Annotated in this window: 26 protein-coding genes and 1 pseudogene; 8 read left to right on the forward strand and 19 right to left on the reverse strand. The window is 63.5% G+C overall.

All coding sequences use genetic code 11. The features are described from left to right. Positions 1–39: 39 nt before the first annotated feature. Positions 40–1704: a ShlB/FhaC/HecB family hemolysin secretion/activation protein gene (locus IRZ77_RS18800; protein WP_196174109.1), complete on the forward strand. Its 1665-nt coding sequence runs from the start codon at positions 40–42 to the stop codon at positions 1702–1704. 143 nt (positions 1705–1847) lie between these two features. On the opposite strand, the gene IRZ77_RS18805 is transcribed toward IRZ77_RS18800, so the two are convergent. From IRZ77_RS18805 to IRZ77_RS18840, 8 genes are all read right to left on the reverse strand, one after another. After that, positions 1848–2624 carry a response regulator transcription factor gene (locus IRZ77_RS18805; RefSeq protein WP_085601448.1) on the reverse strand — a complete coding sequence of 259 codons (777 nt, stop codon included), beginning with the start codon at positions 2622–2624 and terminating at the stop codon, positions 1848–1850. Positions 2625–2744: 120 nt separating this feature from the next. Continuing rightward, positions 2745–3215 carry a prepilin peptidase gene (locus IRZ77_RS18810; RefSeq protein ID WP_046616844.1) on the reverse strand — a complete coding sequence of 157 codons (471 nt, stop codon included), beginning with the start codon at positions 3213–3215 and terminating at the stop codon, positions 2745–2747. Positions 3216–3510: 295 nt separating this feature from the next. After that, positions 3511–4080: a DUF4136 domain-containing protein gene (locus tag IRZ77_RS18815; RefSeq protein WP_196174110.1), complete on the reverse strand. Its 570-nt coding sequence runs from the start codon at positions 4078–4080 to the stop codon at positions 3511–3513. A gap of 19 nt (positions 4081–4099) precedes the next feature. Next, on the reverse strand, positions 4100–4738 hold the full coding sequence (locus tag IRZ77_RS18820; RefSeq protein ID WP_046616846.1) for a DUF4136 domain-containing protein: 639 nt from the start codon (positions 4736–4738) through the stop codon (positions 4100–4102). A gap of 21 nt (positions 4739–4759) precedes the next feature. Further along, complete coding sequence (locus tag IRZ77_RS18825; RefSeq protein ID WP_196174111.1) at positions 4760–5509, reverse strand: methyltransferase domain-containing protein; 750 nt, start codon at positions 5507–5509, stop codon at positions 4760–4762. Next, complete coding sequence (locus tag IRZ77_RS18830; protein WP_013970728.1) at positions 5506–5811, reverse strand: MazG-like family protein; 306 nt, start codon at positions 5809–5811, stop codon at positions 5506–5508. Before IRZ77_RS18830 ends, IRZ77_RS18825 begins: the two co-directional genes overlap by 4 nt. A 190-nt stretch (positions 5812–6001) precedes the next feature. Continuing rightward, positions 6002–6853 carry a MaoC family dehydratase gene (locus tag IRZ77_RS18835; RefSeq protein WP_196174112.1) on the reverse strand — a complete coding sequence of 284 codons (852 nt, stop codon included), beginning with the start codon at positions 6851–6853 and terminating at the stop codon, positions 6002–6004. Between the two features lie 2 nt (positions 6854–6855). Further along, the gene (locus IRZ77_RS18840; protein ID WP_046616848.1) at positions 6856–8208 is read right to left on the reverse strand and encodes a 3-oxoacyl-ACP reductase; all 1353 of its coding nucleotides are present in this window, start codon (positions 8206–8208) and stop codon (positions 6856–6858) included. Positions 8209–8326: 118 nt separating this feature from the next. Between IRZ77_RS18840 and IRZ77_RS18845 the strand changes: the two genes are divergently transcribed. Beyond that, positions 8327–9604: an acetyl-CoA C-acetyltransferase gene (locus IRZ77_RS18845; RefSeq protein WP_196174113.1), complete on the forward strand. Its 1278-nt coding sequence runs from the start codon at positions 8327–8329 to the stop codon at positions 9602–9604. 39 nt (positions 9605–9643) lie between these two features. Further along, on the forward strand, positions 9644–10423 hold the full coding sequence (locus tag IRZ77_RS18850) for an AraC family transcriptional regulator (protein ID WP_046616850.1): 780 nt from the start codon (positions 9644–9646) through the stop codon (positions 10421–10423). A 138-nt stretch (positions 10424–10561) separates the two neighbouring features. On the opposite strand, the gene IRZ77_RS27355 is transcribed toward IRZ77_RS18850, so the two are convergent. From IRZ77_RS27355 to IRZ77_RS18870, 5 genes and pseudogenes are all read right to left on the reverse strand, one after another. Further along, positions 10562–11329, reverse strand: coding sequence for a methyl-accepting chemotaxis protein (locus IRZ77_RS27355; RefSeq protein WP_371033815.1), 768 nt, complete (start codon positions 11327–11329; stop codon positions 10562–10564). Between the two features lie 90 nt (positions 11330–11419). Then, positions 11420–12505: pseudogene (locus tag IRZ77_RS27360) on the reverse strand (cache domain-containing sensor histidine kinase); the annotation flags it as partial. Between the two features lie 169 nt (positions 12506–12674). Further along, a complete protein-coding gene (gene cueR, locus IRZ77_RS18860; protein ID WP_046616852.1) occupies positions 12675–13085 on the reverse strand; it encodes a Cu(I)-responsive transcriptional regulator in 411 nt (136 codons plus the stop codon). Then, positions 13082–15481: a heavy metal translocating P-type ATPase gene (locus tag IRZ77_RS18865; protein WP_196174115.1), complete on the reverse strand. Its 2400-nt coding sequence runs from the start codon at positions 15479–15481 to the stop codon at positions 13082–13084. Before IRZ77_RS18865 ends, cueR begins: the two co-directional genes overlap by 4 nt. 52 nt (positions 15482–15533) lie before the next feature. Next, entirely contained in the window at positions 15534–15920 is a 387-nt protein-coding gene (locus IRZ77_RS18870; protein ID WP_046616857.1) for a hypothetical protein, read from the reverse strand. A gap of 144 nt (positions 15921–16064) precedes the next feature. Here IRZ77_RS18870 and IRZ77_RS18875 point away from each other — a divergent pair, with 144 nt between their 5' ends. Together IRZ77_RS18875 and IRZ77_RS18880 are read left to right on the forward strand one after the other, a co-directional pair. Further along, on the forward strand, positions 16065–16262 hold the full coding sequence (locus tag IRZ77_RS18875; RefSeq protein WP_046616858.1) for a heavy-metal-associated domain-containing protein: 198 nt from the start codon (positions 16065–16067) through the stop codon (positions 16260–16262). Positions 16263–16456: 194 nt separating this feature from the next. Continuing rightward, positions 16457–17638, forward strand: coding sequence for a multidrug effflux MFS transporter (locus tag IRZ77_RS18880; protein ID WP_085601454.1), 1182 nt, complete (start codon positions 16457–16459; stop codon positions 17636–17638). On the opposite strand, the gene IRZ77_RS26995 is transcribed toward IRZ77_RS18880, so the two are convergent. After that, positions 17589–17786, reverse strand: coding sequence for a hypothetical protein (locus tag IRZ77_RS26995; RefSeq protein ID WP_085601455.1), 198 nt, complete (start codon positions 17784–17786; stop codon positions 17589–17591). The genes IRZ77_RS18880 and IRZ77_RS26995 overlap by 50 nt on opposite strands. A 487-nt stretch (positions 17787–18273) precedes the next feature. Between IRZ77_RS26995 and IRZ77_RS18885 the strand changes: the two genes are divergently transcribed. Beyond that, on the forward strand, positions 18274–18987 hold the full coding sequence (locus IRZ77_RS18885) for an ArsR/SmtB family transcription factor (RefSeq protein ID WP_085601456.1): 714 nt from the start codon (positions 18274–18276) through the stop codon (positions 18985–18987). Between the two features lie 31 nt (positions 18988–19018). On the opposite strand, the gene IRZ77_RS18890 is transcribed toward IRZ77_RS18885, so the two are convergent. From IRZ77_RS18890 to IRZ77_RS18910, 5 genes are all read right to left on the reverse strand, one after another. Then, positions 19019–19966: an adenosine deaminase gene (locus IRZ77_RS18890; protein WP_085601457.1), complete on the reverse strand. Its 948-nt coding sequence runs from the start codon at positions 19964–19966 to the stop codon at positions 19019–19021. A gap of 86 nt (positions 19967–20052) precedes the next feature. Next, positions 20053–20739: an SDR family oxidoreductase gene (locus IRZ77_RS18895; RefSeq protein ID WP_196174116.1), complete on the reverse strand. Its 687-nt coding sequence runs from the start codon at positions 20737–20739 to the stop codon at positions 20053–20055. 435 nt (positions 20740–21174) lie between these two features. After that, entirely contained in the window at positions 21175–21759 is a 585-nt protein-coding gene (locus tag IRZ77_RS18900; RefSeq protein ID WP_016484768.1) for an IMPACT family protein, read from the reverse strand. Positions 21760–21768: 9 nt separating this feature from the next. After that, positions 21769–22431: a TetR/AcrR family transcriptional regulator gene (locus IRZ77_RS18905; RefSeq protein WP_003257076.1), complete on the reverse strand. Its 663-nt coding sequence runs from the start codon at positions 22429–22431 to the stop codon at positions 21769–21771. A 90-nt stretch (positions 22432–22521) separates the two neighbouring features. Next, positions 22522–23439: a LysR family transcriptional regulator gene (locus IRZ77_RS18910; RefSeq protein ID WP_046616867.1), complete on the reverse strand. Its 918-nt coding sequence runs from the start codon at positions 23437–23439 to the stop codon at positions 22522–22524. 118 nt (positions 23440–23557) lie between these two features. Between IRZ77_RS18910 and IRZ77_RS18915 the strand changes: the two genes are divergently transcribed. Then, positions 23558–24904, forward strand: a complete 1347-nt coding sequence (locus IRZ77_RS18915; RefSeq protein WP_046616868.1) for an aspartate aminotransferase family protein — start codon at positions 23558–23560, stop codon at positions 24902–24904. A 73-nt stretch (positions 24905–24977) separates the two neighbouring features. Continuing rightward, positions 24978–26471, forward strand: a complete 1494-nt coding sequence (locus IRZ77_RS18920) for a CoA-acylating methylmalonate-semialdehyde dehydrogenase (RefSeq protein ID WP_046616869.1) — start codon at positions 24978–24980, stop codon at positions 26469–26471. Positions 26472–26657: the final 186 nt, after the last annotated feature.

A 26657-nucleotide genomic window follows, 5' to 3' on the forward strand; every position in this document is an offset into this window, starting at 1 on the left:
GGCTGGCGCCCCGCAACCCAAGGGAACATGGAGCGCCCTATGCGTCCTCTGGTCGTGCCCCTGTTGTTGCTGCCTTGGGCGCTTGCGGCCCATGCCGAACCTTTGCCGGGTTTTCTCGACAGCCATGAGTACGAACGTCGTCTGCCCGGCGCCAACCTGCCGATAGATGCCTACCGCCCGGTCAGCGCTCACCTGCAGCTGGGCGTGGCGGATGGCGACAGCCCCGCGTGGTCGCCTGCGAATACCCCGTTGGTGCTGCATAAAGTGCGCTTCGAAGGCGGCACGGTGTTCCCCTTGAGCGACCTGCGCGAACACTACCAACCTCTGATCGGGCGCCAGACCACGTTGGGCGAGCTGCTGCAGTACACCGCGCGCCTGACCCAGCGCTATCGGCAGGAAGGCTACCTGTTGTCGTACGCTTACCTGCCGCCGCAGGAGTTGGCCGATGGCCGGGTCAACGTGGTGTTGGTCGAAGGTTATATCCGTGATTACCGCGTAGACGGCGATATCGGCCCGGCCGGCGCCTATCTGCACCAACTGCTGGGGCGGCTTGCCACCGAGCGCCCGCTGACCCGAGAAACGCTGGAGCGCTACATGGGCCTGGCCGAGCGCCTGCCGGGGGTAACGATAGAGCCGCAACTGGCCGTGGCGCAAACCACTGCTGGTGCCGCTCGGTTGACCGTGCGTGCGCGGCGCAAGCCATTCAGCGCTGCTGTTACCGTGGCTGATGGCAACCGCGACGATGCGCAGGCGCTGCTGACGGCAACCAGCCACGCCCAGACCCGCTTTGCCGAACAGATCGAGGCCAGCCTGGCGCTGCCGCCGGGGACTGACCAGGTGCATTACCAGCGCCTGGCCTACAGCCAGTACCTGGACGCGGGCGGCAGCCAGCTGCTGCTGTCAGCTTCGCGCTACCGAAGTGAGCCCGGCACGCGGATTCGTCTGGACGATGGCCGTGACATCACCCGCAAGATCGACAGCGATCGCTATGCGATCGGCCTGCGCCAGCCAGTGATCGTCAGGCCGGATGAATGGATGGTGGTTCAGGGGCAGGTGTATTCGGTCAGTGAGCACCTCGAGGACCGGTTGGATGGGGTGCCATCGGCACGGAACTACGACACCTACGTGCGTGCTGTGTCATTCGAGGGCGACTGGCGCAAGGTGGAAGAGGGCCGTTTGCGTATCGTCAGCGCCGGGGTCTATCAGGGCCTGGATTACCTCGGGGCGCGCAGCGATGCCGACTACGATCTGGATTTTCTGCGGTTGCGGCTTTCCGGTTTGCAGAGCGACACGTTGCTCGGTAGCTGGCAGGGTGTGGTGTCCGGGGCGTTGTACTGGAGTGATGACCGCTTGCCCGACAGCGAGCGTGCGGGGTTTGGCGGGCAGAGTTTCGGCCGTGGCTACCCGCGCGACCAGGCAGACGGGGACAAGGGCTGGGGTGTGGCTTACGAGTTGAACTACAGCATGCACGCCAACTGGCTGGCGTTGGTGCAGCCCTATGTGGTGTTGGATACGGCGCAGGCCTGGCATAACCGGGGGCCTGTGGAGGATGCCCACCTGGCTTCGGCGGCGCTTGGTGTACGGTTGGGCGATGGGCGCTTGTTCAATGTGGCGCTGGAGCTGGCCAAGCCTTTGGCGGATGTGGCATTGGACAGCCTGGGCCGCGGGCCTCGGCTGACTTTGACGCTTGGCGTTCAAATGTAAGGGGGCGCTGTGGGAGCGGGCGCGCCCGCGAAGAATCCAACGCGGTGCATGGCACCGGCTGCGCCGGTGTTCGCGGGCGCGCCCGCTCCCACAGGTGTCGCGATGGGCTGCAACGCAGCCGCCAAAATCTTGAAGCTACCTGTTTAGTGGGTAGTAAACCGCTGATGCACCGGCGACGAACTGGGTGTCAGTGCCAGTGCCAGCTGGGTGCGGTTGTGCATGTGGGTCAGGCGCAGCACCTGCGACACATACAGCTTCACGGTGTTCTCGGTAATGCCCAGTTCGCAGGCGATCTGGTAGTTGGTCTTGCCCTTGCTCACCAGGCGGGCCACCTCCAGCTGGCGTGGCGACAGCTTCTCGAACGCCGCTGGCAGCTCGCTTTCACTTTCTTCCACATCCGTGGCACGTCGATGAGTACCTTGGCCCCGGGCTTTTTCCAAATCCTGGTAGAGCTCGTCAATCGATTCGGCCAGATCCTGCAGTCGCTGATTCAATCCGCCGAGGTCGTGGACGTTGCGCTGGCGTTCCAGCAACGCCTCTTCCTGTCGACGTACGCCTTCGAGAAGTTCATCGAGCTCCACCGGCTTCTGGTAGTAGTCGGCAAAGCCTTCGCGTAGCGCGCGGATCACATCCTGTTTCTCGGCACGTCCGGTCAACATGATGGCTTCGAACATGCGATGGCTGCCGTTGACCTGCTTCAAGGTGCGCATCAGTTCGATGCCATCCCTTTCCGGCATGTGCAGATCACAGATGAGCAGACTGATGGCTGGGTCTGCCATATAACGCTCGATGGCTTCGTCAGCAGAATGGGCCGGTACGCAGACATAGCCCTTGGTTTCGAGGAATTCACAGAGTTGTTCGACAATGACCGGTTGGTCATCCACCACTAAAACCTTCAATGCACTCACTTGTCTGGACACGATCCACTCCCTGTTCGTATACGGCCCTGCTCCCGGGGCCAGACGCTCTGGCAGTTTAAAAATAGTCGCACCCAGTGAATATGTACAAGTTTTGTACAAGGCGACGGAGCACAGGCTGGCTCATTGGACCCATACCGCTGTCAGAAGAAAGCCGGCCAGCACATAGGGGACGAACGCCTGCTTGTCACCCATTTCCTCGGTCAGGGCCTGCAGTCGCTTTTTCACCTTTGGGTTGAGCAAAGTCCATAGGCGCCGGCGGGTGAGCAGCCAAAGCAGCACGCTGACACCGGCGCCTATGAAGGTGCCAAGTACGTATTGCGGGCTGGTGGCCAGGGCCAGTGCGCCCATCAGCTTGACGTCATCGGCACCGAAACGGCCAAGCATGTAGCCGGGCAGGGTCAGCAGCATGACGATGGCCAGCGCCCAGCCGGCATCGCTGGCATCGGCGCCGATCCAGCTGCGACCGGTGGCGAAAAGCCAGGCCAGGGCGCAGGCAGCCACGCCAAGGGTGAGCATGTTGGATATCTGGCGTTGACGCACATCCTGTTCGGAGCACAAGGCAAGCCACAGCAGGAGAACAATGCTTTGCATTGGCAGGTCGCCCTTCCCAAATGTTGAACACATCTACCCGGTCAGTCAGGTTTCCTTAAGTGAAGATAGACGGGAACCTGCGTGGGAGTGGGGCGGGCAAGGGAAAAAGGCGTGGCCGGGATGGATTTTGTCGTAGCTGGCACAGGTACTTGCCGTTGAAAATCTTGCGCGACCCCTGTGGGAGCGGGCGAGCCCGCGAACACGGGCGAAGCCCGTGCCATCCACCGCGGTGCCTGCTTCGCGGGCATGCCCGCTCCCACAGGTCCGGGGCGCCCATGGAGTTTGTGTTTGAGCGTTACTTCCTGCTCCCCGGCGGGTAGTTGGCCAGCACCTTGGTCACGGTGTTCTGGATCGCGCTGTTGCGTTCCTCGGGGCTTGGCGGGTAGTTGTTCATGATCTGCTCGGCACTGCCGCGCCACACAAGCTTGCTGTCACGCCCATCGAACAGGTCGATCTGGATGGTGGCGACCTTGTAATCGACGCTGCGGGTTTCGTTGTACATCGGGCCACCCCAGTAGCCGCCCCAATAGCCCCCCCAGCCACCGCCGTAGTTGGTGGTGATCTGTTGCTGGCGCTGCTCGACGATCAGGTAAGCGCGCACTGTCAGGTCGGGCCGTGCGCCACCTTGTACCGGGCGCAGGCCTCGCTGGTCGAGCTGGTCGGCGACCGCCTGGCGAATGCGCTGCTCGGTCAGGTCACTCTTGATTCGTGGGTCGTCCGGGCGATACTGCAGGCCCGGTTCCTGCCAGGCCCAGCTGCGGTAGGCGGCAAAGTCACGGCTGGCATCGAAATCCTGCTGGACGTTATTGCTGGAGCAGGCGGCGAGCAATAACGCGAATGACAGTAGAACGAGACGGCGCAACATGATGGTTCTCCGTTGGATATCAACTGGGAGGATAGCCGTTGAGCGCCTTGTGCACAGAATCGCGCAGGGCGCTTTCGCGTTCACGCGGCGAGTCCTTGTCGCTGCCGCTTTCGGCGCTGGCACTCCATACCGGCTGGCCGCTGCGGGCGTCGTACAGGTCGATACGCACCACCATCACCTGCACCTCGTAGGTGCGCACGATGGGCACGCTGGCATAGCCACCATAACCATGGCGGTAGCCGCCATAACCGACTCCACCGTAGGGGTACGGGCCGTAGTAAGGGTCGTAGGCATCGTAGTCACGTACCTGACGCAAGCGCTTTTCCAGGCGTATATCGGCGCTGACCAGCAAGTCGCCGGGGCCGCCGCCCCGGGCGGGACGCAGGCCATGCTGGTCCAGCGCGCCGCTGACGGCATCTGCCAGTTGCCCCGGGTCGGTATCGACCGAGCCACTGGGCAACTGGCCGTTGCGCCAACTCCAGCTACGGTAGTGCCCATAATCACGGGCTGGTGTCGGGTAGGCACTGGCATCGAAGGTGCTGGCCGCCTGGGCAGGCGCCGGTGGTAACGGGCGGCTGCTGGCCACATAGGGGTTGCTGCCCTGGCAGCCAGCCAGGGCAAGCGGCAGCACGGCCAGGCACAACAGACGGTACGGCATGTATTCCTCCCGGTGGGCAGGTCAGCGGGGGCGGCAGACCCAGTGCAGGTAGCGGCCGAGCCCGGCGAAGCTGGGGTGTCGACGGTAGGCCAGTTCCATTTCCAGCAAGTCCAGCAGCTCGGCCTTGCCTTGGAATTCCTTGGGCATGTAGTCGTGGAACACCCGCACGCCACTTTCGCTTTCAACCTGCCACATAGGTTCAAGTTGCGCCCTGAGCTCGCGTGGATCAAGCGGTTTTTGCGGGGTCAGGCTCTGCTTTTCACCTTCCAGCCGGTTGCTGCGCAACTTTCGGAAATGGCCTTTGAGCAGGTTGCGATAGACCAGGGCGTCGCGGTTGTAGAACGCCAGCGACAGCCACCCGGAGGGGGCCGTGAGCTGATGCAGCACCGGCATGATGCTTTCGGGCTCGGCCAGCCATTCGAGTACTGCGTGGCATAACACCAGGTCATAGGGTTCGGTCAGCTGGCCGAGCAGGTCTTGCCAGGGGGCCTGGATGAAGGTGGCCGGTTGGCCGGCTTCGGCAAAGCGCGCCCGTGCGCCGTCTAGCATGGGCGCGGCGGGTTCGGCCAGGGTCAGCTGATGGCCGCGCTGGGCCAGCCACAAGGCCATGTGACCCAACCCGGCTCCGATGTCGAGGATGCGCAGCGGGCGGTCGGGCAATACTTCGGCCAGGTCGGCTTGCAGCACGGCCAGGCGGATGGCGCCTTTGGCGCCGCCGTAGATTTTTTCGGCAAAGCGGGTGGCCAGCTCATCGAAGTGACGGTCGTTCATCGGGCGAAGCGCCTCTCGCTGTCGGCCAGCTTGGCGCGCACCACCTGGTCCATGTCCAGGCCCAGTTCGCTGCACAGCAGCAACAGGTAGAGCACCACATCGCCGATTTCCTGGCCTGCGTGGGCTAGCTTGTCGGCGGGCAGCTGGCGTGATTGGTCTTCGCTTAGCCACTGGAAGATTTCCACCAGTTCGGCCATTTCGACGCTGGCGGCCATGGCCAGGTTCTTCGGGCTGTGGAAGCCACGCCAGTCGTTGTTGTCGCGGATCTGGTGCAGGCGTTGGGTGAGTTCTTGCAGGTTCATCGGGGATCTCCTAATGCTGCATAGCTTCTGCGCAGGCCCGATGCAAAGCAAGCGTATACCGCCAGGAGAGGCATGGTTCCTGTAGGAGCGGCCTTGTGTCGCGATGGGGCGCTAAGCGGCCCCAAATTATCAGCTGCGCCGCTGGCATCGCCGGGGCTGCTTTGCGGCCCATCGCGACACAAGGTCGCTCCTACAGAGGGGCCCAGCGCCCGACCATATGCAGCACCCCTCCATGCCCATCCAGCCGCAGCTCTCCCATGGTCCCCGCCTCACTGGCACCCAGCACCACCTCCGATGGCAATCGCACCGGTTTGCGGAAATCCACCTCGAAGGCATAGCCACTGTGCGGCAGGTGCCCGCGCAGTGCCGCCAGGGCCATGGCCTTGCTCCACATGCCATGGGCAATGGCCGTGGGGAAGCCGAACAGCCGCGCACTGGCTGCGCTGAGGTGGATCGGGTTGTAGTCCCCGCAGACCTTGGCATAACGCCGGCCGATATCGCTGTCGGCGTACCAGCGGGTCGCCTCCGGCAGCGCTTGCGGTTCGTCCTTGGCAGGCTCACCTGCCTCGCTTTCAAGCTTCAGCCCGCGCACCAGCATGCGGCTGGTCTCGCGCCAGAGCAGGCCGATGCCGTCTTCGGCTTCGGTGACCAGATCGAAGGTGCCGCCCTTGGCATGCGCTTGCAGATTGCCTGCATGCACCGCAAAGCGCAGCCCTTCGACACCGCCCAGTGGGCGAAGCACTTCGATGCGGTTGTGCAGGTGCACCAGGCCGAGCAGCGGGAAGGGGAAGTTGGGTGCGGTCATCAACTGCAACTGCAGCGCGAACGCCATGACATGTGGATAAGTACCCGGCAGGCGGCCATCGTCGATGAAGTGGCACAGCCGTCGATAGGCGGCCAGGTTACCCGGCTGGACGCGGATGAAACAGCGCAGGCCGTCATCCGGCAACTGGTCGCCGCTGATGGTGCGCTTGCTGGCCGCGCGCAGGTAAAGGCTGGCGCGCGAAGCCGGGCTGTGCAGATCGTGCCAGTGTCGGCTCATGTTCAGGCCCCCATCAAGGCCTGGCCGCATACCCGCAGCACCTGGCCGTTGACTGCACCGGAGCCCGGCTGGCTGAGCCAGGCGATGGCTTCGGCGACATCCTGCGGGCGGCCGCCCTGGCCAAGCGAACTCAGGCGTCGCCCTGCTTCGCGCAGGCCCATCGGCATGGCGGCGGTCATGTGGGTTTCGATGAAACCGGGGGCCACGGCATTGATGCTGCCGCCGCGCTCGGCGAGCCGGGGCGCCCATGCCTGTGCCAGGCCGATCAACCCAGCCTTGCTTGCGGCATAGTTGGCCTGCCCACGGTTGCCGGCGATGCCGCTGACCGAGGCCAGCAGGGTGATACGCGCGTTTTCACCCAGGGCGCCGTTGTCGTACAGCGCCTGGGTCAGCACCTGCGGTGCCTTGAGATTGACCGCCAGCACCGCGTCCCAGTATTCCGGGGTCATGTTGGCCAGGGTCTTGTCGCGGGTGATACCGGCGTTGTGCACCACGATGTCGATGCCGTCGGGCAGGGCCGCAAGCAGTTGCGTTGCCGCGTCGCCGGCGCAGATGTCCAGGGGCAGCGCCTTGCCACCCAGGCGCGCGGCCAGGGCGTCGAGGTCCTGGCTGGCTTGCGGCACATCCAGCAGCAGTACGTCGGCACCGTCCCGGGCCAGGGTTTCGGCAATGGCGGCGCCGATGCCGCGCGCGGCACCGGTCACCAGGGCGCGGCGCCCAGCCAGAGGCCGAGTCCAGTCCTCGACCTGGCTGGTGCAGGCATGCAGGCGCAGCACCTGGCCGGAGATGAAGGCGCTTTTGGGCGAGAGGAAGAAGCGCAGGGCGCCTTCCAACTGGTTTTCCGCGCCGGGGCCGACATACAGCAACTGCGCGGTCGCACCGTTGCGCAATTCCTTGGCCAGCGAGCGGCTGAAGCCTTCCAGGGCCCGTTGGGCAATGCTGGCCAACGGGTCGTCGAGGCCTTCTGGTGCGCGGCCCAGCAACACTACATGGGCGCACGGTGCCAGGCTGCGCAGCAGAGGCTGAAAAAATTCGCGCAACTGCTTCAACGCATCGCTGTCGGACAGGTGGCTGGCATCGAATACCACGGCCTTGATCTTCGGCCCCAGGCCTGCCACCCACGCCTCGGCCCGGAGGTTGTCGGTATTGAAGCTGTAAAGCGTGTCGGTCAGCCGCGGGGCAATGGCTTCGACCTGGCTAGCCAGTGGCCCGCCACCCAGTACCAGGGCACCTTCGACCGGGCGCAGGCGGCCGGCCTGCCAGCGCTCCAGCGGCGCCGGGCGTGGCAGGCCAAGGGCATCCACAAGACGGCGGCCGAGGTTGGAGTTGGCAAAGCCGAGGTAGCGATCGCTCATGAGTGGGTCTCCCGGAAGGCAAGCTTGAAAGTGTGGACCAACTTTGTGGCAAGGTCGTTCGAATGCGGTAAAAACACCTAGGCTGTACGGATCAAATTGTTTCAGGAGGAACAAGCGCATGCGTTCATTTCGCCGGGTCGCGATCCTGGGCGGCAACCGAATTCCCTTCGCCCGCTCCAATGGCGCCTACGCCACGGTCAGCAACCAGGCGATGCTAACCGTCGCCCTCGAAGGGCTGATCGAACGCTACCGCCTGCATGGGTTGTGCATTGGGGAAGTGGTTGCCGGTGCGGTGCTCAAGCACTCGCGTGACATGAACCTGACCCGTGAGTGCGTGCTGGGCTCGCGGCTGTCGCCGCAGACGCCGGCCTACGATATCCAGCAAGCCTGCGGCACCGGGCTGGAGGCGGCGTTGCTGGTGGCCAACAAGATTGCCTTGGGGCAGATCGACTGCGGCATTGCCGGCGGCGTGGACACAACCTCCGATGCGCCGATTGCAGTCAACGAAGGCCTGCGCCATATCCTGCTGCAGGCCAACCGTGGCAAAAACCTGGGCGAGCGGCTCAAGCCATTCCTCAAGCTGCGTCCTCACCACCTGAAACCTGAATTGCCGCGCAACGGCGAGCCGCGCACAGGGTTGTCGATGGGCGAACATTGCGAACGCATGGCCCAGGCCTGGCGCATTGGCCGTGCCGAACAGGACGAGCTGGCATTGCTCAGCCACCAGGCGCTGGCTGCCGCGTACGCCGAAGGGTGGGAGGATGACCTGCTGACGCCGTTTCTGTCTTTGACCCGTGACAACAACCTGCGCCCCGACCTGACCCTGGAACAATTGTCCAAGCTCAAGCCAGCCTTCGACCGCAGCGGGCAGGGCACGCTGACGGCCGGCAACTCCACACCGCTGACCGATGGTGCTTCGCTGGTGTTGCTGGGCAGCGAGGAATGGGCCGAGCAGCAGGGGCTGCCGGTGCTGGCCTATCTGGTCGATGGTGAAACCGCTGCGGTGGATTTCGTTACTGGTCGCGAAGGGCTGTTGATGGCGCCGGTGTATGCGGTGCCGCGGCTGCTGGCGCGCAATGGCCTGACGCTGCAGGACTTTGACTATTACGAGATTCACGAAGCCTTTGCTGCCCAGGTGCTGTGCACGCTCAAGGCTTGGGAAGATGCCGATTATTGCCGTGAGCGGTTGGGGCTGGATGCGCCGCTCGGGGCGATCGACCGCAGCAAGCTCAACGTCAAGGGCAGTTCGCTGGCGGCCGGGCACCCGTTTGCCGCGACCGGGGGGCGGATATTGGCCAACCTGGCCAAGTTGCTGGCGAGGGTGGGGAAGGGGCGGGGGTTGATTTCGATCTGTGCAGCGGGTGGGCAGGGGGTGACCGTCATCGTCGAGCGCTGAGCTGTTAGGCTTGTCTGGTCAGAACTACAAGAAACCGCCATGCCCATCATCGGACACCCCCGCCCCATTCCGGCGCTGGATCACCTGCCCAGACCGCTCTATGCACGAGCCGAAAGCCTTGGCGCCGGCTCCTGGACCACCCGCCACCAGCACGACTGGGTGCAGTTTTCCTACGCCATCAGCGGCGTCCTCGGGGTGTATACCCACGAAGGCAGCTACTTCGCCCCGCCCCAGTGGGGCGTGTGGATCCCAGCCGATGCCGAACACGAAGTGGTCACCTCCATGCAGGCCGAAATGCGCAGCCTTTACGTGCGCCGGGATGCCTGCCCGTGGGCACCGGAGCAATGCCGGGTACTGGAAGTGACCCCGCTGGCGCGCGAACTGATCAAGCAGTTCTGCCTGTTCCCGGCAGACTACCCGGAGGGGGACAGTGCCGAGTCGCGGCTGGTGGCGGTGCTGCTCGACCAGTTGCGCATGCTGCCCGAAGTCGGTTTTTCGTTGCCACTACCACGGCACCCGGGGTTGCTGGCGCTGTGCAATGGTCTGATCGCTGCCCCGGATCAGTCGCAGACCTTGCAGCAGTGGGCGCGAGAGTTGGGGTGCTCGGAGAAGACGCTGATGCGGCTGTTCCAGCGGGAGACGGGCTTGAGTTTTCGCAACTGGCGGCAGCGTATGCGGCTGTTGTCGTCGCTGGCGTTGCTGGAGTCGGGGGAGAGTGTGACCGAGGCGGCGTTGGGGTGTGGGTATGACTCCACCTCGGCATACATTGCGGCGTTCAAGCAATTGTTCGGCGCGACGCCGGGGGAGTTGAAGCTTTAGGCAATCAGGCATTGTTTGCCTGCACCGGCCCTATCGCCGGCAAGCCAGCTCCCACAGGATTCCACTGCACTCAGGGCCTGTGCAGTACCTGTGGGAGCTGGCTTGCCGGCGATAGGGCCGGTACAGGTAATGTATCAATCAGGTACGGAACCTGCGCACCAGCGCATCCAGCTCATTGGACAACCCGGCCAGGCTCTCCGAATCCATCCGCGCTGCCTGGGCCAGTTCCGCCACCAACTGCGCATCGCCATGAATCTGGCTGATATGACGGTTGATGTCCTCGGCCACCTGGTGCTGCTCTTCGGCCGCCGTGGCGATCTGGGTGTTCATGTCACGGATCACATCCACCGACTCGCGGATCTGCCCGAAGCTGTCACGGGCCAGGCCGATGCGGCTCACCGACTGCTGCGAAACCTCCAGGCTGGCGTGCATCTGTGCGGCTACTTCGGCAGTGCGGCTGGCCAGGTTGCCAAGCAGGCCGTCGATCTCGGCCGTGGAGTCGGCAGTACGTTTGGCCAGCGCCCGCACCTCGTCGGCGACCACGGCAAAGCCACGCCCCTGCTCGCCGGCACGGGCCGCTTCGATGGCGGCGTTGAGCGCCAGCAGGTTGGTCTGTTCGGCAATCGACCGAATGGTGCCGAGGATCGACTGGATAGCGTTGCTGTCACGCTCCAGCTGCTGGATCGACTGCGCCGATTGCTCGATCTCCTGGCTCAGGCGGTCGACGCTATGTACCGCGGCATCGATCTGCTGCTGGCCTTCGCGGGCCTGTTGCTGGCCGCTGTCGGCCGACTGCGCCGCCTGGCTGCAGGAACGTGCCACTTCGTTGGCGGTGGCGACCATTTCGTGGAAGGCGGTGGAGACCATGTCTACCGCTTCGCGCTGGCGGCCTGCGGCTTCGGCCATATCGCTGGAAACGCGGGTCGAGCTGCTGGAAGTGCTGAGGATCTTGCTGGCGGCAGCACTGATGTGCTGGATCAGGCTGCGAATGGCACCGAGGAACTGGTTGAACCAACTGGCCAGTTGCGCGGTTTCGTCGCGGCCACGGATTTCCAGGTTGCGGGTCAGGTCGCCCTCGCCCTGGGCGATATCTTCCAGGCCGCTGGTTACGCTATTGATCGGGCGCACGATCAGCTTGGCGAAGGTGGTACCGACCACAGCGAACAACGCAGCCAGTACCAGGGCCACCACGCCGATCAACCAGGTCAGGCGGGTGGTGGTCTGCATCACTTCGCTTTGTTCGATCAGGCCGATCAGGGTCCAGCCCAGCTGTTCGTCCGGGTAGATGTTGGCCATGTAGCGCACGCCATTCAGCTCCACTTCGGCCAGCCCCTTGCCGTGCTTGGCCAGCTCGGCGTACCCCTCGCCAAAGCTCGCCAGTTGCTTGAAGTTATGCTTGGCGTCACGAGGGTCGACCAGTACGTTGCCGTTGTTTTCCACCAGTAGCACGTAACCGCTTTCGCCCAGCTTGATCTGCTGGACGATTTCGGTGAGGCCTTTGAGCGAGACGTCGACGTTGACTACGCCGCCGGGGTTGCCCAACTGGTTGGCGACGGTGCGCACGGTGCTGACCAGCACGGCGTCGTCGGCAGCCCAGTAGTAGGCGCCGGTACGCAAGGTCTTGCCAGGGTTGGCCATGGCCAGCTGGTACCAGGGGCGGGTGCGTGGGTCGTAATTGACGAATTTTTGCCCGGCCGGCCAGCCAACGTAACCGCCGTCACTCACCCCATAGGACATGTACGCATAGCTGGGATGCGCATTGGCCAGGCGGGTCATGAAGTCGAGCAGCTTGCTGGCCTGGTCACCCAGTTCGTAGGACGGGGTAGCGCTCATGTATTTGTTCAGCTCGCTGCCCGTGGCGGCGACCAGCGGTTGCGCAGCCATGTATTCGACGTTCTGGTTGATGCCCTGGAAGAAGATGTTCATCGCGTTGCTGACCTGGCGGATTTCCCGGCTGCTGCCTTCGAGGAATCCGTCGCGGGCTTCGCCGCGCAGGTTGAGGACCACCAGCGTGGCCACGAGGACGATGGGCAAGCCGGCGATGACCGCGAATGCCCAGGTCAGTTTCTGTTTGATGTTCATCGACGCTCCCGGATTTTTTAATTATCGACACACGAGGCAGGTAGCTATTGCATCGGCATGATCCGGGTTTTATGTAGGAAAAAAGCCCGTAATTACTAGGTAAAGTCGTCTTTGGTGACTATTCGGTCGTGTTTGGACGTATATGGCATACCAAAGGGCTGCGGGCAGTTCAGTGGCAGCAGCCATCCGCAGCGCCGTTGGCCAGGTCCTTGAGAATCGGGCAGTCCGGGCGGTCGTCTCCCTGACAGTGGGAAACCAGCTCACCGAGGGTGTCACGAAGGCTGACCAACTCTTCGATGCGTCGGTTCAGCTCATCGATGTGTTGCATGGCCAGCGCTTTCACATCGGCGCTGGCACGCTGGCGGTCCTGCCAAAGGGTCAGCAACTTGCCGACCTCCTCGAGGGAAAAGCCAAGGTCGCGTGAGCGCTTGATGAAGGCCAGGCTGTGCAGGTCTTCCGCCTGGTACAGGCGGTAGCCGCTGTCGCTACGCGTGGCGGGCTTGAGCAAGCCGATGGACTCGTAGTAACGGATCATCTTGGTGCTGAGCCCGCTGCGGCGGGCGGCTTGGCCGATGTTCATGGAGCCTCCTGGGTGTTGCTGGTGGGTTTCCACGCCTTGAGCCAAAGCGCGTTGCTCACCACGCTGACGCTGGACAGGGCCATGGCAGCGCCGGCCAGCACCGGGTTGAGATAACCCAGTGCGGCCAGCGGGATGCCGATCAGGTTATAGATGAACGCCCAGAACAGGTTTTGGCGGATTTTCGCATAGGTCTTGCGGCTGATCTCCAGGGCGGCCGGTACCAGGCGTGGGTCGCCGCGCATAAGGGTGATGCCGGCGGCCTGCATGGCCACATCGGTACCGCCACCCATGGCAATGCCGATATCGGCGGCCGCCAGCGCCGGCGCATCATTGATGCCATCACCGACCATGGCGACCACGCCATCCTGCTTGAGTGCTGCCACGGTCGCGGCCTTGTCGGCCGGCAGCACTTCGGCATGCACGTCGTCGATGCCCAGGGCATCGGCCACCACTTTGGCGCTGCCGCGGTTGTCGCCGGTCAGCAGGTGGCTGCTGATGTGTTGCGCGTGCAGGGTATCGATCGCCTGCGCGGCGCCGGGCTTGAGGCTGTCACCAAAGGCGAACAGGCCCAGCACCCGCGGCTGTGCGCCACGTTCGATCAGCCATGACAGGGTGCGCCCCTCGGCTTCCCAGGCCTGGGCCTTGGCGGCCAGGTCGCCGGGTGGCAGGGCGCTTTCGTCGAGCAGGCGGCGGTTGCCCAAGGCCAGCTCGCGGCCTTCCACGCGCCCGGCGATACCACGCCCGGTCAGCGACTGGCTGTCGACAACGCCAGGCACGTCCAAGCCCTGCTCGGCGCAAGCATCCAGTACCGCCTTGGCCAGCGGGTGTTCGCTGCCGCGCTGCAGGGCACCGGCAAGTCGGTGCAGGTCGGCGTTGCTGCCCACCTGCGCCTGGCTGTGGACAACGCGCGGGCTGCCGGAAGTGAGGGTGCCGGTCTTGTCGAACACTACGCGGTTGACCGCATGGGCGCGCTCCAGGGCTTCGGCGTCCTTGATCAGGATGCCATGGCGGGCGGCGACCCCGGTGCCAGCCATGATCGCTGCAGGTGTGGCCAGTCCGAGGGCGCAGGGGCAGGCGATGACCAGTACGGCGACGGCATTGATCAGCGCGGTTTCCAGTGGCGCGCCGGCCAGCCACCAACCGACCAGGGTGATCAGCGCCAGTACCAGCACGGCCGGGACGAATACCTGGCTGACCCGGTCGACCAGCTTCTGGATCGGTGCCTTGGCCGCCTGCGCGTCTTCTACCAGGCGGATGATGCGTGCCAGCACGGTTTCGGTGCCCAGTGCCTGGGTGCGTACCTGCAGCCGGCCTTCGCCGTTGATGGCGCCACCGGTGACGCTGTCGCCGGGCTGCTTGGGCACCGGCAGGCTCTCGCCGCTGATCAGGGCTTCATCGGCATGGCTGCTGCCCTCTTCCACCACACCATCGACCGGGAAGCGCTCACCGGGTTTGACCAGTACCAGATCGCCGAGGCGCAGCTGGGCAATGGCCACGTCTTCTTCCCGGCCATCGACCAGACGCACGGCCCGCTCCGGGCGCAGGGCTTCGAGGGCACGGATGGCGCTGGCGGTCTGGCGTTTGGCACGGCTTTCCAGGTACTTGCCCAGCAGCACCAGGGCAATCACCACGGCCGAGGCTTCGAAGTACAGGTGAGGGGCCATGCCGGCGGGGGCCTGCGCCCACTGGTACAGGCTCAGGCCATAGCCGGCGCTGGTGCCCAGGGCCACCAGCAGGTCCATGTTGCCGGTACCGGCGCGCACGGCCTTCCAGGCAGCCACGTAGAACCGCGCGCCAAGAATGAACTGCACCGGTGTGGCCAGCAGGAACTGCACCCACGCTGGCAACATCCAGTGCACGCCAAACGGCTGCACCAGCATGGGCACCACCAATGGCAGGGCTAGCAGCAAGGCTGCGCCGACCGCCAGGCGTTCGTTACGCAGGCGGCGTTGTGCAGCGTTCTGGTCGTCCCTTGCGGTTTGCGGCAGGCTGGCGCTGTAGCCGGCCTTTTGCACGGCGTCGATCAGCAGGTTGTCGGCGAGGGCCGCCAGCACTTCGAGGTGCGCGCGTTCGCTGGCCAGGTTGACGCTGACCTGTTCAACACCCGGCAGCTTGCCGAGGGCGCGCTCTACACGCCCGACGCAACTGGCGCAGGTCATGCCGCCAATCTGCAGTTCGACGGTGCGGGTAGGCACGCCATAGCCGGCTTCGCGTACGGCGTCGACCAGGGCGGGCAAGCTATTGGCCGGGGCCTGGACCCGGGCCTGTTCGGTGGCGAGGTTGACGCTGACCTGTTCAGCGCCGGTGACTTTGCGCAGGGCGCGCTCGACCCGGCCGGCACAGCTGGCGCAGGTCATGCCGGAGATCGGCAGGTCGTATGTGGTGGATGCGGGCATGGCTCTCCTCCTTGGACAGGCCTCCAGCATCAACCTTGCCACGCAGGTAAGGTCAATAGCCCAGGCCGGCTCGCTTCAACTCCAGCCCATATTGCCCCATGGCGATGCGGTATTTGTTGATCTGGCCCGCCTGCAGGTTCAGTCGTGTGCTGCGTTGGTCCTCGACGCCCGCAGCGCAGCCGGGCATTTGCCCGGGCAGCAGGCGCAGACGCACGTCCACCGGGCCGGGCGGCAGGTTGAACGAGGTGGATTGCTCCTGGAACACGCGCCCGGAGAGCTGGTCGTTGAGGTAAATGCCGATTTCGCAACTGGTGGCCACTTCCAGGCGCTCCCGGGAAATGATCAGCACGCTGTAGTCCGAGTTGCCCTCGGCACTGGCCGGTGGCACTGCAGCCAGCGTGCTCAATAGCCCGACGACGCCCAATGCTGCCCTGAACATGAAAAATCTCCTGCTTGCGTGATCATCAAAGGCGCAGCTTGGCCGACGCGCGCGCGGATTTCCACCCCGGCTATTGTCGACAGGTCTTGACCTTGCCCCGATGGCAAGCTTGAGACTCGTGCAAAACCTGAAGGAGGTAACCCCATGCAAGTGTTCAATGTACAAGGCATGACCTGCGGCCATTGCGTGAAAGCCGTGACCCGGGCGGTGCAGGAGCAGGATGCCGCGGCCAAGGTGGAGGTCGACCTGGCGGCCAGGCAGGTACGGGTGCAGAGCGAGTTGGCTCAGGAGCAGATCCTCACGGCCATTCGCGATGAAGGTTATCAGGCCGAAGTAGCCTGAACACTTGCCTGTGGGAGCGGGCGTGCCCGCGAACACCGGCACCGCCGGTGCCATCCGCCGCGCTGCCTGATTCGCGGGCACGCCCGCTCCCACAGAGACCGCGGCAGCACTTGAAGTTGTTGCAAATGTTTTCATGTCGATAGGGCCCACAGCAGGTAGAATCGAGCACTTGCTTAGCCTGCTATGGATTCCTGATGAACCTGCGAATGGTGCTCATCCTGGGCGCACTCAGTGCGTTCGGGCCCTTGGCGATCGACTTTTACCTGCCCGCCTTCCCGGCCATGGCACAGGCGTTCGCCACCGATGAAAAACACGTTCAGGCCACCTTGGCCGCCTACTTTCTCGGCCTGTCCATCGGGCAACTGGCCTACGGGCCGGTGGCTGACCGCTTTGGCCGGCGCAAGCCGCTGATGTTCGGGGTGACCCTGTTCACTCTGGCGTCACTGGCCTGTGCCTATGCTCCCAACCTCGACACCTTGGTGCTGGCGCGTTTCGTCCAGGCATTGGGCGGCTGCGCCGGGATGGTGCTGTCGCGGGCCATCGTCAGCGACAAGTGCGACCCGGTGGCCTCGGCCAAGGTGTTCTCGCAGTTGATGCTGGTCATGGGCCTGGCGCCAATCCTGGCACCAATGCTGGGCGGGGTGCTGGTGAACGTGGCCGGCTGGCAATCCATCTTCCTCGCCCTGAGCCTGTTCAGTGCCGGCTGCCTGCTGGCGGTCAGCCTGGGCCTGCCGGAAAGCTTGCCCGAGCACATACCGCGGCAACCGCTGTCTGGCGCCTTGCGCCAGTACCTGCGCCTCTTCGCTGACCGGGTATTCGTCGGCCATGCCCTGACCGGTGGTATCGCCATCGCCGGCATGTTTGCCTACATCGCCGGCTCACCTTTCGTGTTCATCAAGCTCTACGGCGTGCCAGCCGAGCATTACGGCTGGTTGTTCGGTACCAATGCCGCCGGCTTTATCCTGGTGGCACAGGTTAATGCACGCTTGCTGGCCAAGCGCGGGCCAGCGTTCCTGCTGGCGCGTGCTGTGTGGCTTTACCTGGCTGCGGGCCTGGCGTTGCTGGGTGTGGCGGCAATGCGGCCAACTCAGCTGTGGCCATTGTTGGTTCCGCTGTTCGTCTGCATTTCCAGCCTCGGCTGTATCATCCCCAATGCCGCTGCCTGTGCCATGAGCGGGCAGGGCGCACGGGCCGGTAGTGCCTCGGCGCTGATGGGCTGCCTGCAGTTCAGCGTCGCTGCCGGTGCCGCAGCGCTGGTCGGGCTGCTGCATGATGGCAGTGCGGTGCCGATGGCGCTGGTGATCAGCCTGTGTGGGGCGCTGGTGGTCAGTGTCGCGCTGCTGACCCGACGGTTGCCGGCCAAGGCTCCCGCATAAGCGGGTGAGGTGCCTGCAACCGGGTTTCCAGCGTGGCGACGAAGGCGCGCGCTTCGGCCTCGCTGCGGAAACTGACCACGTGTTGATCGAGCTGGACCTGCCAGGGGCAGGCGGGGTTTCGGCTCGACGCACTGACGACAATTTTCATCGCGGCATACCTCCAAAGGGGGGAGAGCGGATGAAGTGTAGCGCTGCACCTTCGGCCTGCCATGACCTGAATCAGTGTCCTGACTGACGGTCGCCAAGAACGTTTTCTACCTGTTTTTCCTGCTCGGGGCGCAATGCCCGCAAGCAGGTGGAACCTTCGCTTTGGCTTGCGTTATTTGTGGAAATTGGTTGTCGGCCGCGTCCGAAGATGCATCCGGTGTTTTTTCCGCCTGTCGCTCCCTTGTTCCCGCCATGTGGGCCTGGCTGCTTGCCCGCGCGGTCCGGACAGGTTTCACGCACTGTTTCACTGCTTGCCATGGGTAGGCATACCCAGTGTTTTTTTGCCGGTGGTGCCTCCGCGCTGTGCTGCCTGAATGGCGTTTTTTGCGGCTTATACTGGCGAACCAGGCCAGTGCCAGCGAGAGGCGCTTCCCTGCCAGGGGTGGCCATCGCATCCACACAGTGAACTTGCAGGGAGTTACAGGGACATGAACGCAGCCAGCAGTATCAGCCAGATTGCCAGCCTGATGGCCGACCCCAAGCGCAGTGCCATGCTGTGGGCACTGATCGACGGCACGCCGCGGCTGGCCAACGAGCTCGCGGTAATGACAGGCCTGACCTCGTCATCTGCCTGCGCACACCTTTCATTGTTGTCGTCGGCCGGTTTGCTCCGGCATGAAGCACGGGGCCGCAAGCGTTACTTCCGGCTGGCCACCCCACAAGTCGGGGCAGCGGTGGAGGCCCTGGCCAGTGTCCAGCTGGAGAACGCCAGGGGGGAGCGGGCCAAGGCGCCGGTATCACCGCTGCCCATGTCGATACGCAGGGCGCGTCGCTGTGGCGATCACTTGGGCGGGGAACTGGCCGGTGAGCTGTATCACCGTCTGGTGGTGGCCGGCTGGTTGGAGGGTAGTGGTCGACAGCTGATGGTAAGCGAGGAGGGGCGGACGCAGTTGGCTTTGGTCGGGGTCTACATCGATGCCTTGGCGCCAAATCAGCAACGTGGCTGTGTGATCTGCCGCTGCACCGAGTGGAACGACCAGGGGCCGCACCTGGGGGGCGTGCTGGGGCAGGCCTTGTTCCGGCTGTTCCTGCAGTCTGGCTGGATGCGCGAAGCCGAGGACTCGCGGGCATTGCATATCTCTGCGCTGGGTATCCAGCAAATCAATCGCATTGCCCGCGTGCCGACGTTGCAGGTCGGTTGACCGCGACACCGTCATGCCGGCGTCAGGTCAATCAGGCCAGCCGGGCATCCAGGCTGTTCTGGGCCAGGCGACGGGCCTGGTCTTCGGTCATGCCCAGGTGCGTGTACAGGGCGTGGAAGTTTTCGGTGACATAGCCACCGAAGTAGGCCGGGTCGTCAGAGTTGACCGTTACCTTCACGCCGCGCTCGAGCATGTCGAGGATGTTGTGCTGGTTCATGTGGTCGAACACGCACAGCTTGGTGTTCGACAGCGGGCACACCGTGAGCGGGATCTGCTCGTCGATGATGCGCTGCATCAGGCGCTCGTCCTCGATGGCGCGCACACCGTGGTCGATACGCTTGACCTTCAGCAGGTCCAGGGCTTCCCAGATGTACTCGGGCGGGCCTTCCTCGCCAGCATGGGCAACGGCGACCAGGCCTTCACTGCGGGCACGGTCGAACACGCGCTGGAACTTGCTCGGCGGGTGGCCCATTTCCGAGCTGTCCAGGCCAACGGCGATGAACGCATCGCGGAACGGCAGGGCCTGGTCGAGGGTTTTCTGCGCCTCATCTTCGCTGAGGTGGCGCAGGAAGCTGAGGATCAGGCCGCTGCTGATGCCCAATTGTTCGCGACCGTCCCTGAGCGCCTGGTTGATACCGTTGAGCACCACTTCGAAGGGGATACCGCGGTCGGTATGGGTCTGCGGGTCGAAGAACGGTTCGGTGTGGATAACGTTCTGAGCCTTGCAGCGTTGCAGGTAGGCCCAGGTCAGGTCGTAGAAGTCCTGCTCGGTACGCAGCACGTCGGCGCCCTGGTAATACAAGTCCAGGAACTCCTGCAGGTTGTTGAAGGCGTAGGCACCGCGCAAGGTTTCCACATCTGCCCAGGGCAGGGCGATCTTGTTGCGCTCGGCCAAGGCGAACAGCAGCTCGGGCTCCAGCGAGCCTTCCAGGTGCAGGTGCAGTTCGGCCTTGGGCAGGGCGTTCAACCAGTCATACATAGTGGGTCATCTCGATCAAATACGGTTGCCGCCATTCTACAGAGCCTGGCCGGGCATTGCGCCCGGCCAGGCTGCGACCCGGTGAATCACCAGATCAAAGGTTCGCCCTTGTAGTTGATGAAGCGCAGACCACCCTTGCCGCTTTGCGCATTGATCTGATCAATCATGCCGCGGGTACTGGTCAGCACGTCGATATCGGCGTTTTCGCCGCCCATGTCGGTTTTCACCCAGCCCGGGTGCATGGCCAGCACGCACAGATCAGGGCGTTGTTGCTCGACGACGAAGCTGTTGATCATCGAGTTCAGCGCCGCCTTGCTGGCCTTGTAAAGGCAGACTTCGCCGCTGTCAGGAATAGTCACGCTGCCTAGAATCGAGCTCATGAAGGCCAGCACGCCGCTACCTTCACGTATCTGGCCGACCAAGCGACGGGCCACGCGAATTGGCGCCACGGCGTTGGTCATGAACAGATCGCCGATGTCCTTGCTCTGCACCGTCTCCAGGTTTTGCGGCAAGGGGCCCATGACCCCGGCGTTGACGAACACCAAGTCGAACACCTGGCCTTGCAAGCGCTGCTTCAGGGCATCCAGCTGAGCCGTGTCGTTCATTTCCAGCTGTTCGATGTGCACGCCGGGCACATTTGCCAAGGCGCCTGGCTGCTGTGGGTTGCGCACGGTGGCGGTGATGTTCCAGCCGTCTTCGTGCAGACGTTCCACCAAGCCAAGGCCGAGCCCGCGCGACGCGCCGATGATGATGGCTGTTCGTGAATTAGCCATAGGAACATTCCTTTAGAAATGTAGGAAAAGGATTTGAGGATAATTCAACTGGAGCTGCATTGCGGCGATGGCGACACAAGGCTGCGTCTACGAGATACAACTCGGTGGCGCGTAAGGTCTGCAAAGCAGCCCCGTCATGCGAGTTGGCTAAAAAATGAACATCCGCCCCGTGCCCTTGTGTGGGCGGGCGTCTCGCCTGTTGGCGCACGGGTTATCCACAGGCTGGTCCACAGTTATTGTGTGCAAGCGCGGTGCGCCGCAAACGGCATCGCTTGGCCGCGGTATGGGGATAACTTTCGGGCTTTCCGCAGTTTGGGCCTGTCATCAAAGGTGATCAAAATATGATCAAAGATCTACAAGCCTTGAAAACGCTAGGCTGCAGGCACATGCCCAAAGCTTATCCACAGGCCGGCCCACAGTTGCTGTGGGCAATGGTCAACGTGCTTCGAGCAGAATGCGCCCACGGCTCAGGTCGGCCAACTGCTGCTGCAGTGGCGCCAGGTGGGCGTCACCCAGTGCAATGAGCAGGTCCACGCCATTGGCGGTGAACTGCTCATCCAGGACCAGGCCGTCAACCTCGGCCAGACGCAACTTCACAAGCGCCAGTTCGCTGAAACTGCAACTGCAGGTGAATTCGCTGCGCTGCACCAGCAGCCGCTTGGGTGCCTGTTGCAGGCACTTGTTGGCACCGCCGCCATAGGCCCTGGCCAGGCCGCCGGTGCCCAGCTGGATGCCGCCGTACCAGCGGATCACCAGCACCACCACCTGGTCGCAGTCCTGCGCTTCGATGGCTGCGAGGATTGGCCGCCCCGCGGTACCACCAGGTTCGCCGTCATCGCTGCTGCGGTACTGGGCGCCAAGTTTCCAGGCCCAGCAGTTGTGAGTGGCGGCCAGGTCGCTGTGGCGTTCGATGAAACTCATCGCGTCGGCGGCGCTGCTGATCGGCCCGGCGAGGGTGATGAAGCGGCTTTTGCGGATTTCCTCGCGGTACTCGCAGAGGTCGAGCAGGGTAGAAGGCATAAATGACGATCAGGCAGCCGGCTTGATACCGCAGCCCTTCAGAATGATGTGGATAAGATTGTTGCTCGCGTCCTCCATGTCCTGCTTGGTCAGGCGGCTGCGGCCGGTGACCTGGCAGATCTGGGTGGCGAAGTCGGCATAGTGCTGGGTGCTGCCCCACAGCAGGAAGATCAGGTGCACCGGGTCGACCGGGTCCATCTTGCCGGCTTCGATCCAGGCCTGGAACACCGCGGCCCGGCCGCGGAACCATTCGCGGTAGTCGGCACTGAAGTATTCGCTCAGGCAGGTACCGCCGCTGATCACCTCCATGGCGAAGATCCGTGAAGCTTGCGGGTTGCGCCGAGAGAACTCCATCTTGGTGCGGATGTACTGGCTCAGGGCTTCGCCCGGGTCGTCGTCGACGCTCAAGGCGTTGAAGGTGCTGTCCCACAACTCGATGATGTTGCTGAGCACGGCAATGTACAAGCCCAGCTTGTTGGTGAAGTAGTAATGCAGGTTGGCCTTGGGCAACCCCGCCTTGAGGGCGATGGTGTTCATGCTGGTGCCCTTGAAACCATGGCGGGCGAACTCGTCTTCGGCGGCCTGGATAATGGCCTGTTCGTTCTTCTGGCGGATGCGGCCCGCGGGCTTGCCCGAGGCGGAGAGGCGATGCGCAGGGACTTCTAGGGTCATGGACGATTCCGTACGGGTCAGTGGCTGCGGCTGTCGGACAAGATTACCTGCCTGTGCCGAAGTGACAAGCGTTTGCGGCACAGACTGGCATCAGCGTGTCGCAGCCAGGCTTTCGAGGAAGCTTTCCAGCACCAGGTTCGGCCGCCGGCCCTTGCGCGTTACCCAGCTGAGGCTCAGGTCATAGAAGCGTTGCTGGGGCTTCAGGGCACGCAAGCGGCCTTGCTGCACCCAGAACGTGGCGTAGTGGTCTGGCAGGTAGCCGATATAGCGCCCGGTAAGGATGAGAAACGCCATTCCTTCGCGGTCCGAAGCACTGGCCGTACAGTTCAGCGCCTGGTAATGCGCCTGGATTTCGGCCGGTAGGCGGAAGGTGGGGGTGATGGCCTCCTGGCTGTTGAGGCGGTCGTCGTCGATCTGCTGGTCATCGGCATAGAATAGTGGGTGGCCGACCGCGCAATACAGCAGCGAGCGCTCGCTGTACAACGGTTGGTACTCGAGGCCCGACAATGGACTGGTCTGTGGCACCACACCGACATGCAGGCTGCCATCGAGCACGCCATGCTCGACCTGGCTGGGCGCGATCATGCGGATCTGGATGCGCACATCGGGCCCGCGGTCCTTGAGTTCGGCCAATGCATGGGTAATGCGCATGTGCGGCAAGGTCACCAGGTTGTCGGTCAGGCCAATGTTCAGCTCGCCACGCAAGTGCTGGTGAAGGCCGTTGACCTCGGTGCGGAAGCTTTCCAGGGCGCTGAGCAGTTGCAGCGCCGAATGGTAGACCTCGCGGCCTTCCTCGGTCAGCGAGAAACCGGCGCGGCCGCGCTGGCACAGGCGCAGGCCGAGGCGTTGCTCCAGGTCGTTCATCTGCTGGCTGATGGCCGAACGGCCTATGCCCAGCACGTTTTCCGCGGCGGAGAAGCCGCCGCACTCGACGACACTGCGGTAGATCTTCAGCAGGCGGATGTCGAAATCGCTGACTTGGGCAAGTGGATCGGGGCGTCGGCTCATTAGTTTAGTGAGGGCCTGTCTGAAGATTAGAAATGTTGGCTTTTTCAGACTTTATCGCCGTGCCAATTTAGCTGCAACAACATCCATCGTTGCCTAATCGTCTTCCGAGGAACCGCCGATGAACATGCCCGAAACCGCTACCGCCGGTATCGCCAGCCAGCTCAAGCTGGATGCACACTGGATGCCCTACACCGCCAACCGCAACTTCCAGCGCGACCCACGCCTGATCGTGGCGGCCGAAGGCAACTACCTGGTCGACGACAAGGGGCGCAGGATCTTCGATGCCCTGTCCGGCTTGTGGACCTGCGGCGCCGGGCATACCCGCAAGGAAATCACCGAGGCAGTGGCTCGCCAGATCGGCACCCTGGATTATTCACCGGCCTTCCAGTTCGGCCACCCGCTGTCGTTCCAGCTGGCCGAGAAGATCACCGAGCTGACCCCGGGCGACCTGAACCATGTGTTCTATACCAACTCCGGTTCCGAGTGTGCCGACACCGCGCTGAAGATGGTGCGTGCGTACTGGCGCCTGAAAGGCCAGGCGACCAAGACCAAGATCATCGGCCGGGCCCGCGGCTACCACGGCGTGAACATCGCCGGTACCAGCCTCGGTGGCGTCAACGGTAACCGCAAGCTGTTCGGTCAGCTGCTGGACGTCGACCATCTGCCTCACACCGTGCTGCCGGTGAACGCCTTCTCCAAAGGCATGCCGGAAGAGGGCGGTATTGCCCTGGCTGACGAGATGCTCAAGCTGATCGAGCTGCACGATGCCTCCAACATCGCTGCCGTGATCGTCGAGCCGCTGGCAGGTTCGGCTGGTGTGCTGCCGCCGCCGAAGGGTTACCTGAAGCGCCTGCGTGAAATCTGCACCCAGCACAACATCCTGCTGATCTTCGACGAAGTGATCACCGGCTTCGGCCGCATGGGCGCGATGACCGGTTCCGAAGCCTTCGGCGTGACCCCGGACCTGATGTGCATCGCCAAGCAGGTGACCAACGGTGCCATCCCGATGGGCGCGGTGATCGCCAGCAGCGAGATCTACCAGACCTTCATGAACCAGCCGACCCCGGAGTACGCCGTGGAATTCCCCCACGGCTATACCTACTCGGCCCACCCGGTAGCCTGCGCCGCCGGTATCGCCGCGCTGGACCTGCTGCAGAAGGAAAACCTGGTGCAGGCCGCCGCCGAGCTGGCGCCGCACTTCGAGAAGCTGCTGCATGGCGTGAAGGGCACCAAGAACATCGTCGATATCCGCAACTACGGCCTGGCCGGCGCGATCCAGATCGCTGCCCGCGACGGTGATGCCATCGTGCGTCCGTACGAAGCGGCGATGAAACTGTGGAAGGCAGGCTTCTATGTACGCTTCGGTGGCGACACCCTGCAGTTCGGCCCAACCTTCAACACCACGCCGCAGGAACTGGACCGCCTGTTCGACGCAGTGGGCGAAACCCTGAACCTGATCGACTGATCTTTCCGATTCTGATGGCAGGTGCGTGAACACATCGCGTGCCTGCCTCAACCTTCTTTATCTGGAGTTTTGCATGAGCATTGTTCAGCACCTGATCCACGGCGAACTGGTTACCAAGGGTGAGCGCACCGCCGATGTCTTCAACCCGTCCACCGGCCAGGCCGTGCGCAAGGTCGAGCTGGCCAGCCGCGCGACCGTGCAGGAAGCGATCGACTCTGCCAAGGCGGCCTTCCCGGCTTGGCGCAACACCCCACCGGCCAAGCGCGCCCAGGTGATGTTCCGCTTCAAGCAACTGCTGGAGCAGAACGAAGCGCGTATCTCGCAGATGATCAGCGAAGAGCATGGCAAGACCCTGGAGGATGCTGCAGGCGAACTGAAGCGTGGTATCGAGAACGTCGAGTTCGCCTGTGCCGCGCCGGAAGTGCTGAAAGGCGAGTACAGCCGCAACGTCGGCCCCAACATCGATGCCTGGTCCGACTTCCAGCCGCTGGGCGTGGTTGCCGGTATCACCCCGTTCAATTTCCCGGCCATGGTGCCGCTGTGGATGTACCCACTGGCTATTGCCTGCGGCAACGCCTTCATCCTCAAGCCTTCCGAGCGCGACCCGAGCTCGACCCTGTTCATCGCCCAGCTGCTGCTGGAAGCCGGCCTGCCGAAGGGCATCCTCAACGTGGTGCACGGCGACAAGGAAGCGGTGGATGCGCTGATCGAAGCGCCGGAAGTGAAGGCCCTGAGCTTCGTCGGTTCGACTCCGATCGCCGAGTACATCTACGCTGAAGGTACCAAGCGCGGCAAGCGTGTGCAGGCCCTGGGTGGTGCGAAGAACCACGCGGTGCTGATGCCGGATGCCGACCTGGACAATGCCGTGAGCGCTCTGATGGGGGCTGCCTACGGTTCGTGCGGCGAGCGTTGCATGGCCATTTCGGTGGCGGTGTGCGTGGGTGACCAGGTGGCTGACGCCCTGATTGCCAAGCTGGAACCGCAGATCAAGGCCCTGAAGATTGGTGCCGGCACCTCGTGCGGCCTGGACATGGGGCCGCTGGTGACGGCCGCTGCCCGTGACAAGGTGGTGGGCTACATTGATGATGGTCTTGCTGCTGGCGCCAAGCTGGTGGTAGATGGCCGTGGCTTCCGTGTTGCCGGTAATGAGGATGGCTACTTCGTCGGCGGCACCCTGTTCGACAACGTGACCCCGGAGATGCGCATCTATAAGGAAGAGATCTTCGGCCCGGTGCTGTGCGTAGTGCGTGTGAACAGCCTGGAGCAGGCCATGCAACTGATCAACGATCACGAGTATGGCAACGGTACCTGTATCTTCACCCGTGACGGTGAAGCGGCGCGCCTGTTCTGCGACGAGATCGAAGTGGGCATGGTCGGTGTGAACGTACCGCTGCCGGTGCCGGTGGCCTACCACAGTTTTGGTGGCTGGAAGCGCTCGCTGTTCGGGGACCTGCATGCCTATGGCCCGGACGGTGTGCGCTTCTATACCCGTCGCAAGGCGATCACCCAGCGCTGGCCGCAACGTGCCAGCCATGAGGCTTCGCAGTTTGCCTTCCCTAGTTTGTAAGGGATGAGCAGAAGCGGGGGGGCCGATTAGGCCTCCCCGCTTTGTTTTTCATCGATATTGAAGTTTCTTGAAATTAAGGGTTGACGCCCTCTCGAATCCCCTTATAATGCGCCCCACTTCCAGCGACATCGGAACGACAAACTTCTTGAAATTCAATAAGTTAGGTTGTTCGGAAAGAGCTGAAAG

Origin of the sequence: Pseudomonas pudica, assembly GCF_015680405.1 — a bacterium.
GTDB classification, from domain to species: Bacteria; Pseudomonadota; Gammaproteobacteria; order Pseudomonadales; family Pseudomonadaceae; genus Aquipseudomonas; species Aquipseudomonas pudica.

Coding starts and splice junctions, on each gene's coding strand:
- IRZ77_RS18890 (WP_085601457.1), bottom strand. CDS start 19,966: ATGTATGACTGGTTGAACGCCCTGCCCAAGGCCGAACTGCACCTGCAC.
- IRZ77_RS18915 (WP_046616868.1), top strand. CDS start 23,558: ATGAACATGCCCGAAACCGCTACCGCCGGTATCGCCAGCCAGCTCAAG.
- IRZ77_RS18900 (WP_016484768.1), bottom strand. CDS start 21,759: ATGCCTTCTACCCTGCTCGACCTCTGCGAGTACCGCGAGGAAATCCGC.
- IRZ77_RS18910 (WP_046616867.1), bottom strand. CDS start 23,439: ATGAGCCGACGCCCCGATCCACTTGCCCAAGTCAGCGATTTCGACATC.
- IRZ77_RS18825 (WP_196174111.1), bottom strand. CDS start 5,509: ATGAACGACCGTCACTTCGATGAGCTGGCCACCCGCTTTGCCGAAAAA.
- IRZ77_RS18800 (WP_196174109.1), top strand. CDS start 40: ATGCGTCCTCTGGTCGTGCCCCTGTTGTTGCTGCCTTGGGCGCTTGCG.
- IRZ77_RS18845 (WP_196174113.1), top strand. CDS start 8,327: ATGCGTTCATTTCGCCGGGTCGCGATCCTGGGCGGCAACCGAATTCCC.
- IRZ77_RS18810 (WP_046616844.1), bottom strand. CDS start 3,215: ATGCAAAGCATTGTTCTCCTGCTGTGGCTTGCCTTGTGCTCCGAACAG.
- IRZ77_RS18830 (WP_013970728.1), bottom strand. CDS start 5,811: ATGAACCTGCAAGAACTCACCCAACGCCTGCACCAGATCCGCGACAAC.
- IRZ77_RS18835 (WP_196174112.1), bottom strand. CDS start 6,853: ATGAGCCGACACTGGCACGATCTGCACAGCCCGGCTTCGCGCGCCAGC.
- IRZ77_RS18865 (WP_196174115.1), bottom strand. CDS start 15,481: ATGCCCGCATCCACCACATACGACCTGCCGATCTCCGGCATGACCTGC.
- IRZ77_RS18850 (WP_046616850.1), top strand. CDS start 9,644: ATGCCCATCATCGGACACCCCCGCCCCATTCCGGCGCTGGATCACCTG.
- IRZ77_RS27355 (WP_371033815.1), bottom strand. CDS start 11,329: ATGGCCGAAGCCGCAGGCCGCCAGCGCGAAGCGGTAGACATGGTCTCC.
- IRZ77_RS18815 (WP_196174110.1), bottom strand. CDS start 4,080: ATGTTGCGCCGTCTCGTTCTACTGTCATTCGCGTTATTGCTCGCCGCC.
- IRZ77_RS18820 (WP_046616846.1), bottom strand. CDS start 4,738: ATGCCGTACCGTCTGTTGTGCCTGGCCGTGCTGCCGCTTGCCCTGGCT.
- IRZ77_RS18880 (WP_085601454.1), top strand. CDS start 16,457: ATGAACCTGCGAATGGTGCTCATCCTGGGCGCACTCAGTGCGTTCGGG.
- IRZ77_RS18895 (WP_196174116.1), bottom strand. CDS start 20,739: ATGGCTAATTCACGAACAGCCATCATCATCGGCGCGTCGCGCGGGCTC.
- IRZ77_RS18840 (WP_046616848.1), bottom strand. CDS start 8,208: ATGAGCGATCGCTACCTCGGCTTTGCCAACTCCAACCTCGGCCGCCGT.
- IRZ77_RS18870 (WP_046616857.1), bottom strand. CDS start 15,920: ATGTTCAGGGCAGCATTGGGCGTCGTCGGGCTATTGAGCACGCTGGCT.
- IRZ77_RS18875 (WP_046616858.1), top strand. CDS start 16,065: ATGCAAGTGTTCAATGTACAAGGCATGACCTGCGGCCATTGCGTGAAA.
- cueR (WP_046616852.1), bottom strand. CDS start 13,085: ATGAACATCGGCCAAGCCGCCCGCCGCAGCGGGCTCAGCACCAAGATG.
- IRZ77_RS18905 (WP_003257076.1), bottom strand. CDS start 22,431: ATGACCCTAGAAGTCCCTGCGCATCGCCTCTCCGCCTCGGGCAAGCCC.
- IRZ77_RS26995 (WP_085601455.1), bottom strand. CDS start 17,786: ATGAAAATTGTCGTCAGTGCGTCGAGCCGAAACCCCGCCTGCCCCTGG.
- IRZ77_RS18920 (WP_046616869.1), top strand. CDS start 24,978: ATGAGCATTGTTCAGCACCTGATCCACGGCGAACTGGTTACCAAGGGT.
- IRZ77_RS18885 (WP_085601456.1), top strand. CDS start 18,274: ATGAACGCAGCCAGCAGTATCAGCCAGATTGCCAGCCTGATGGCCGAC.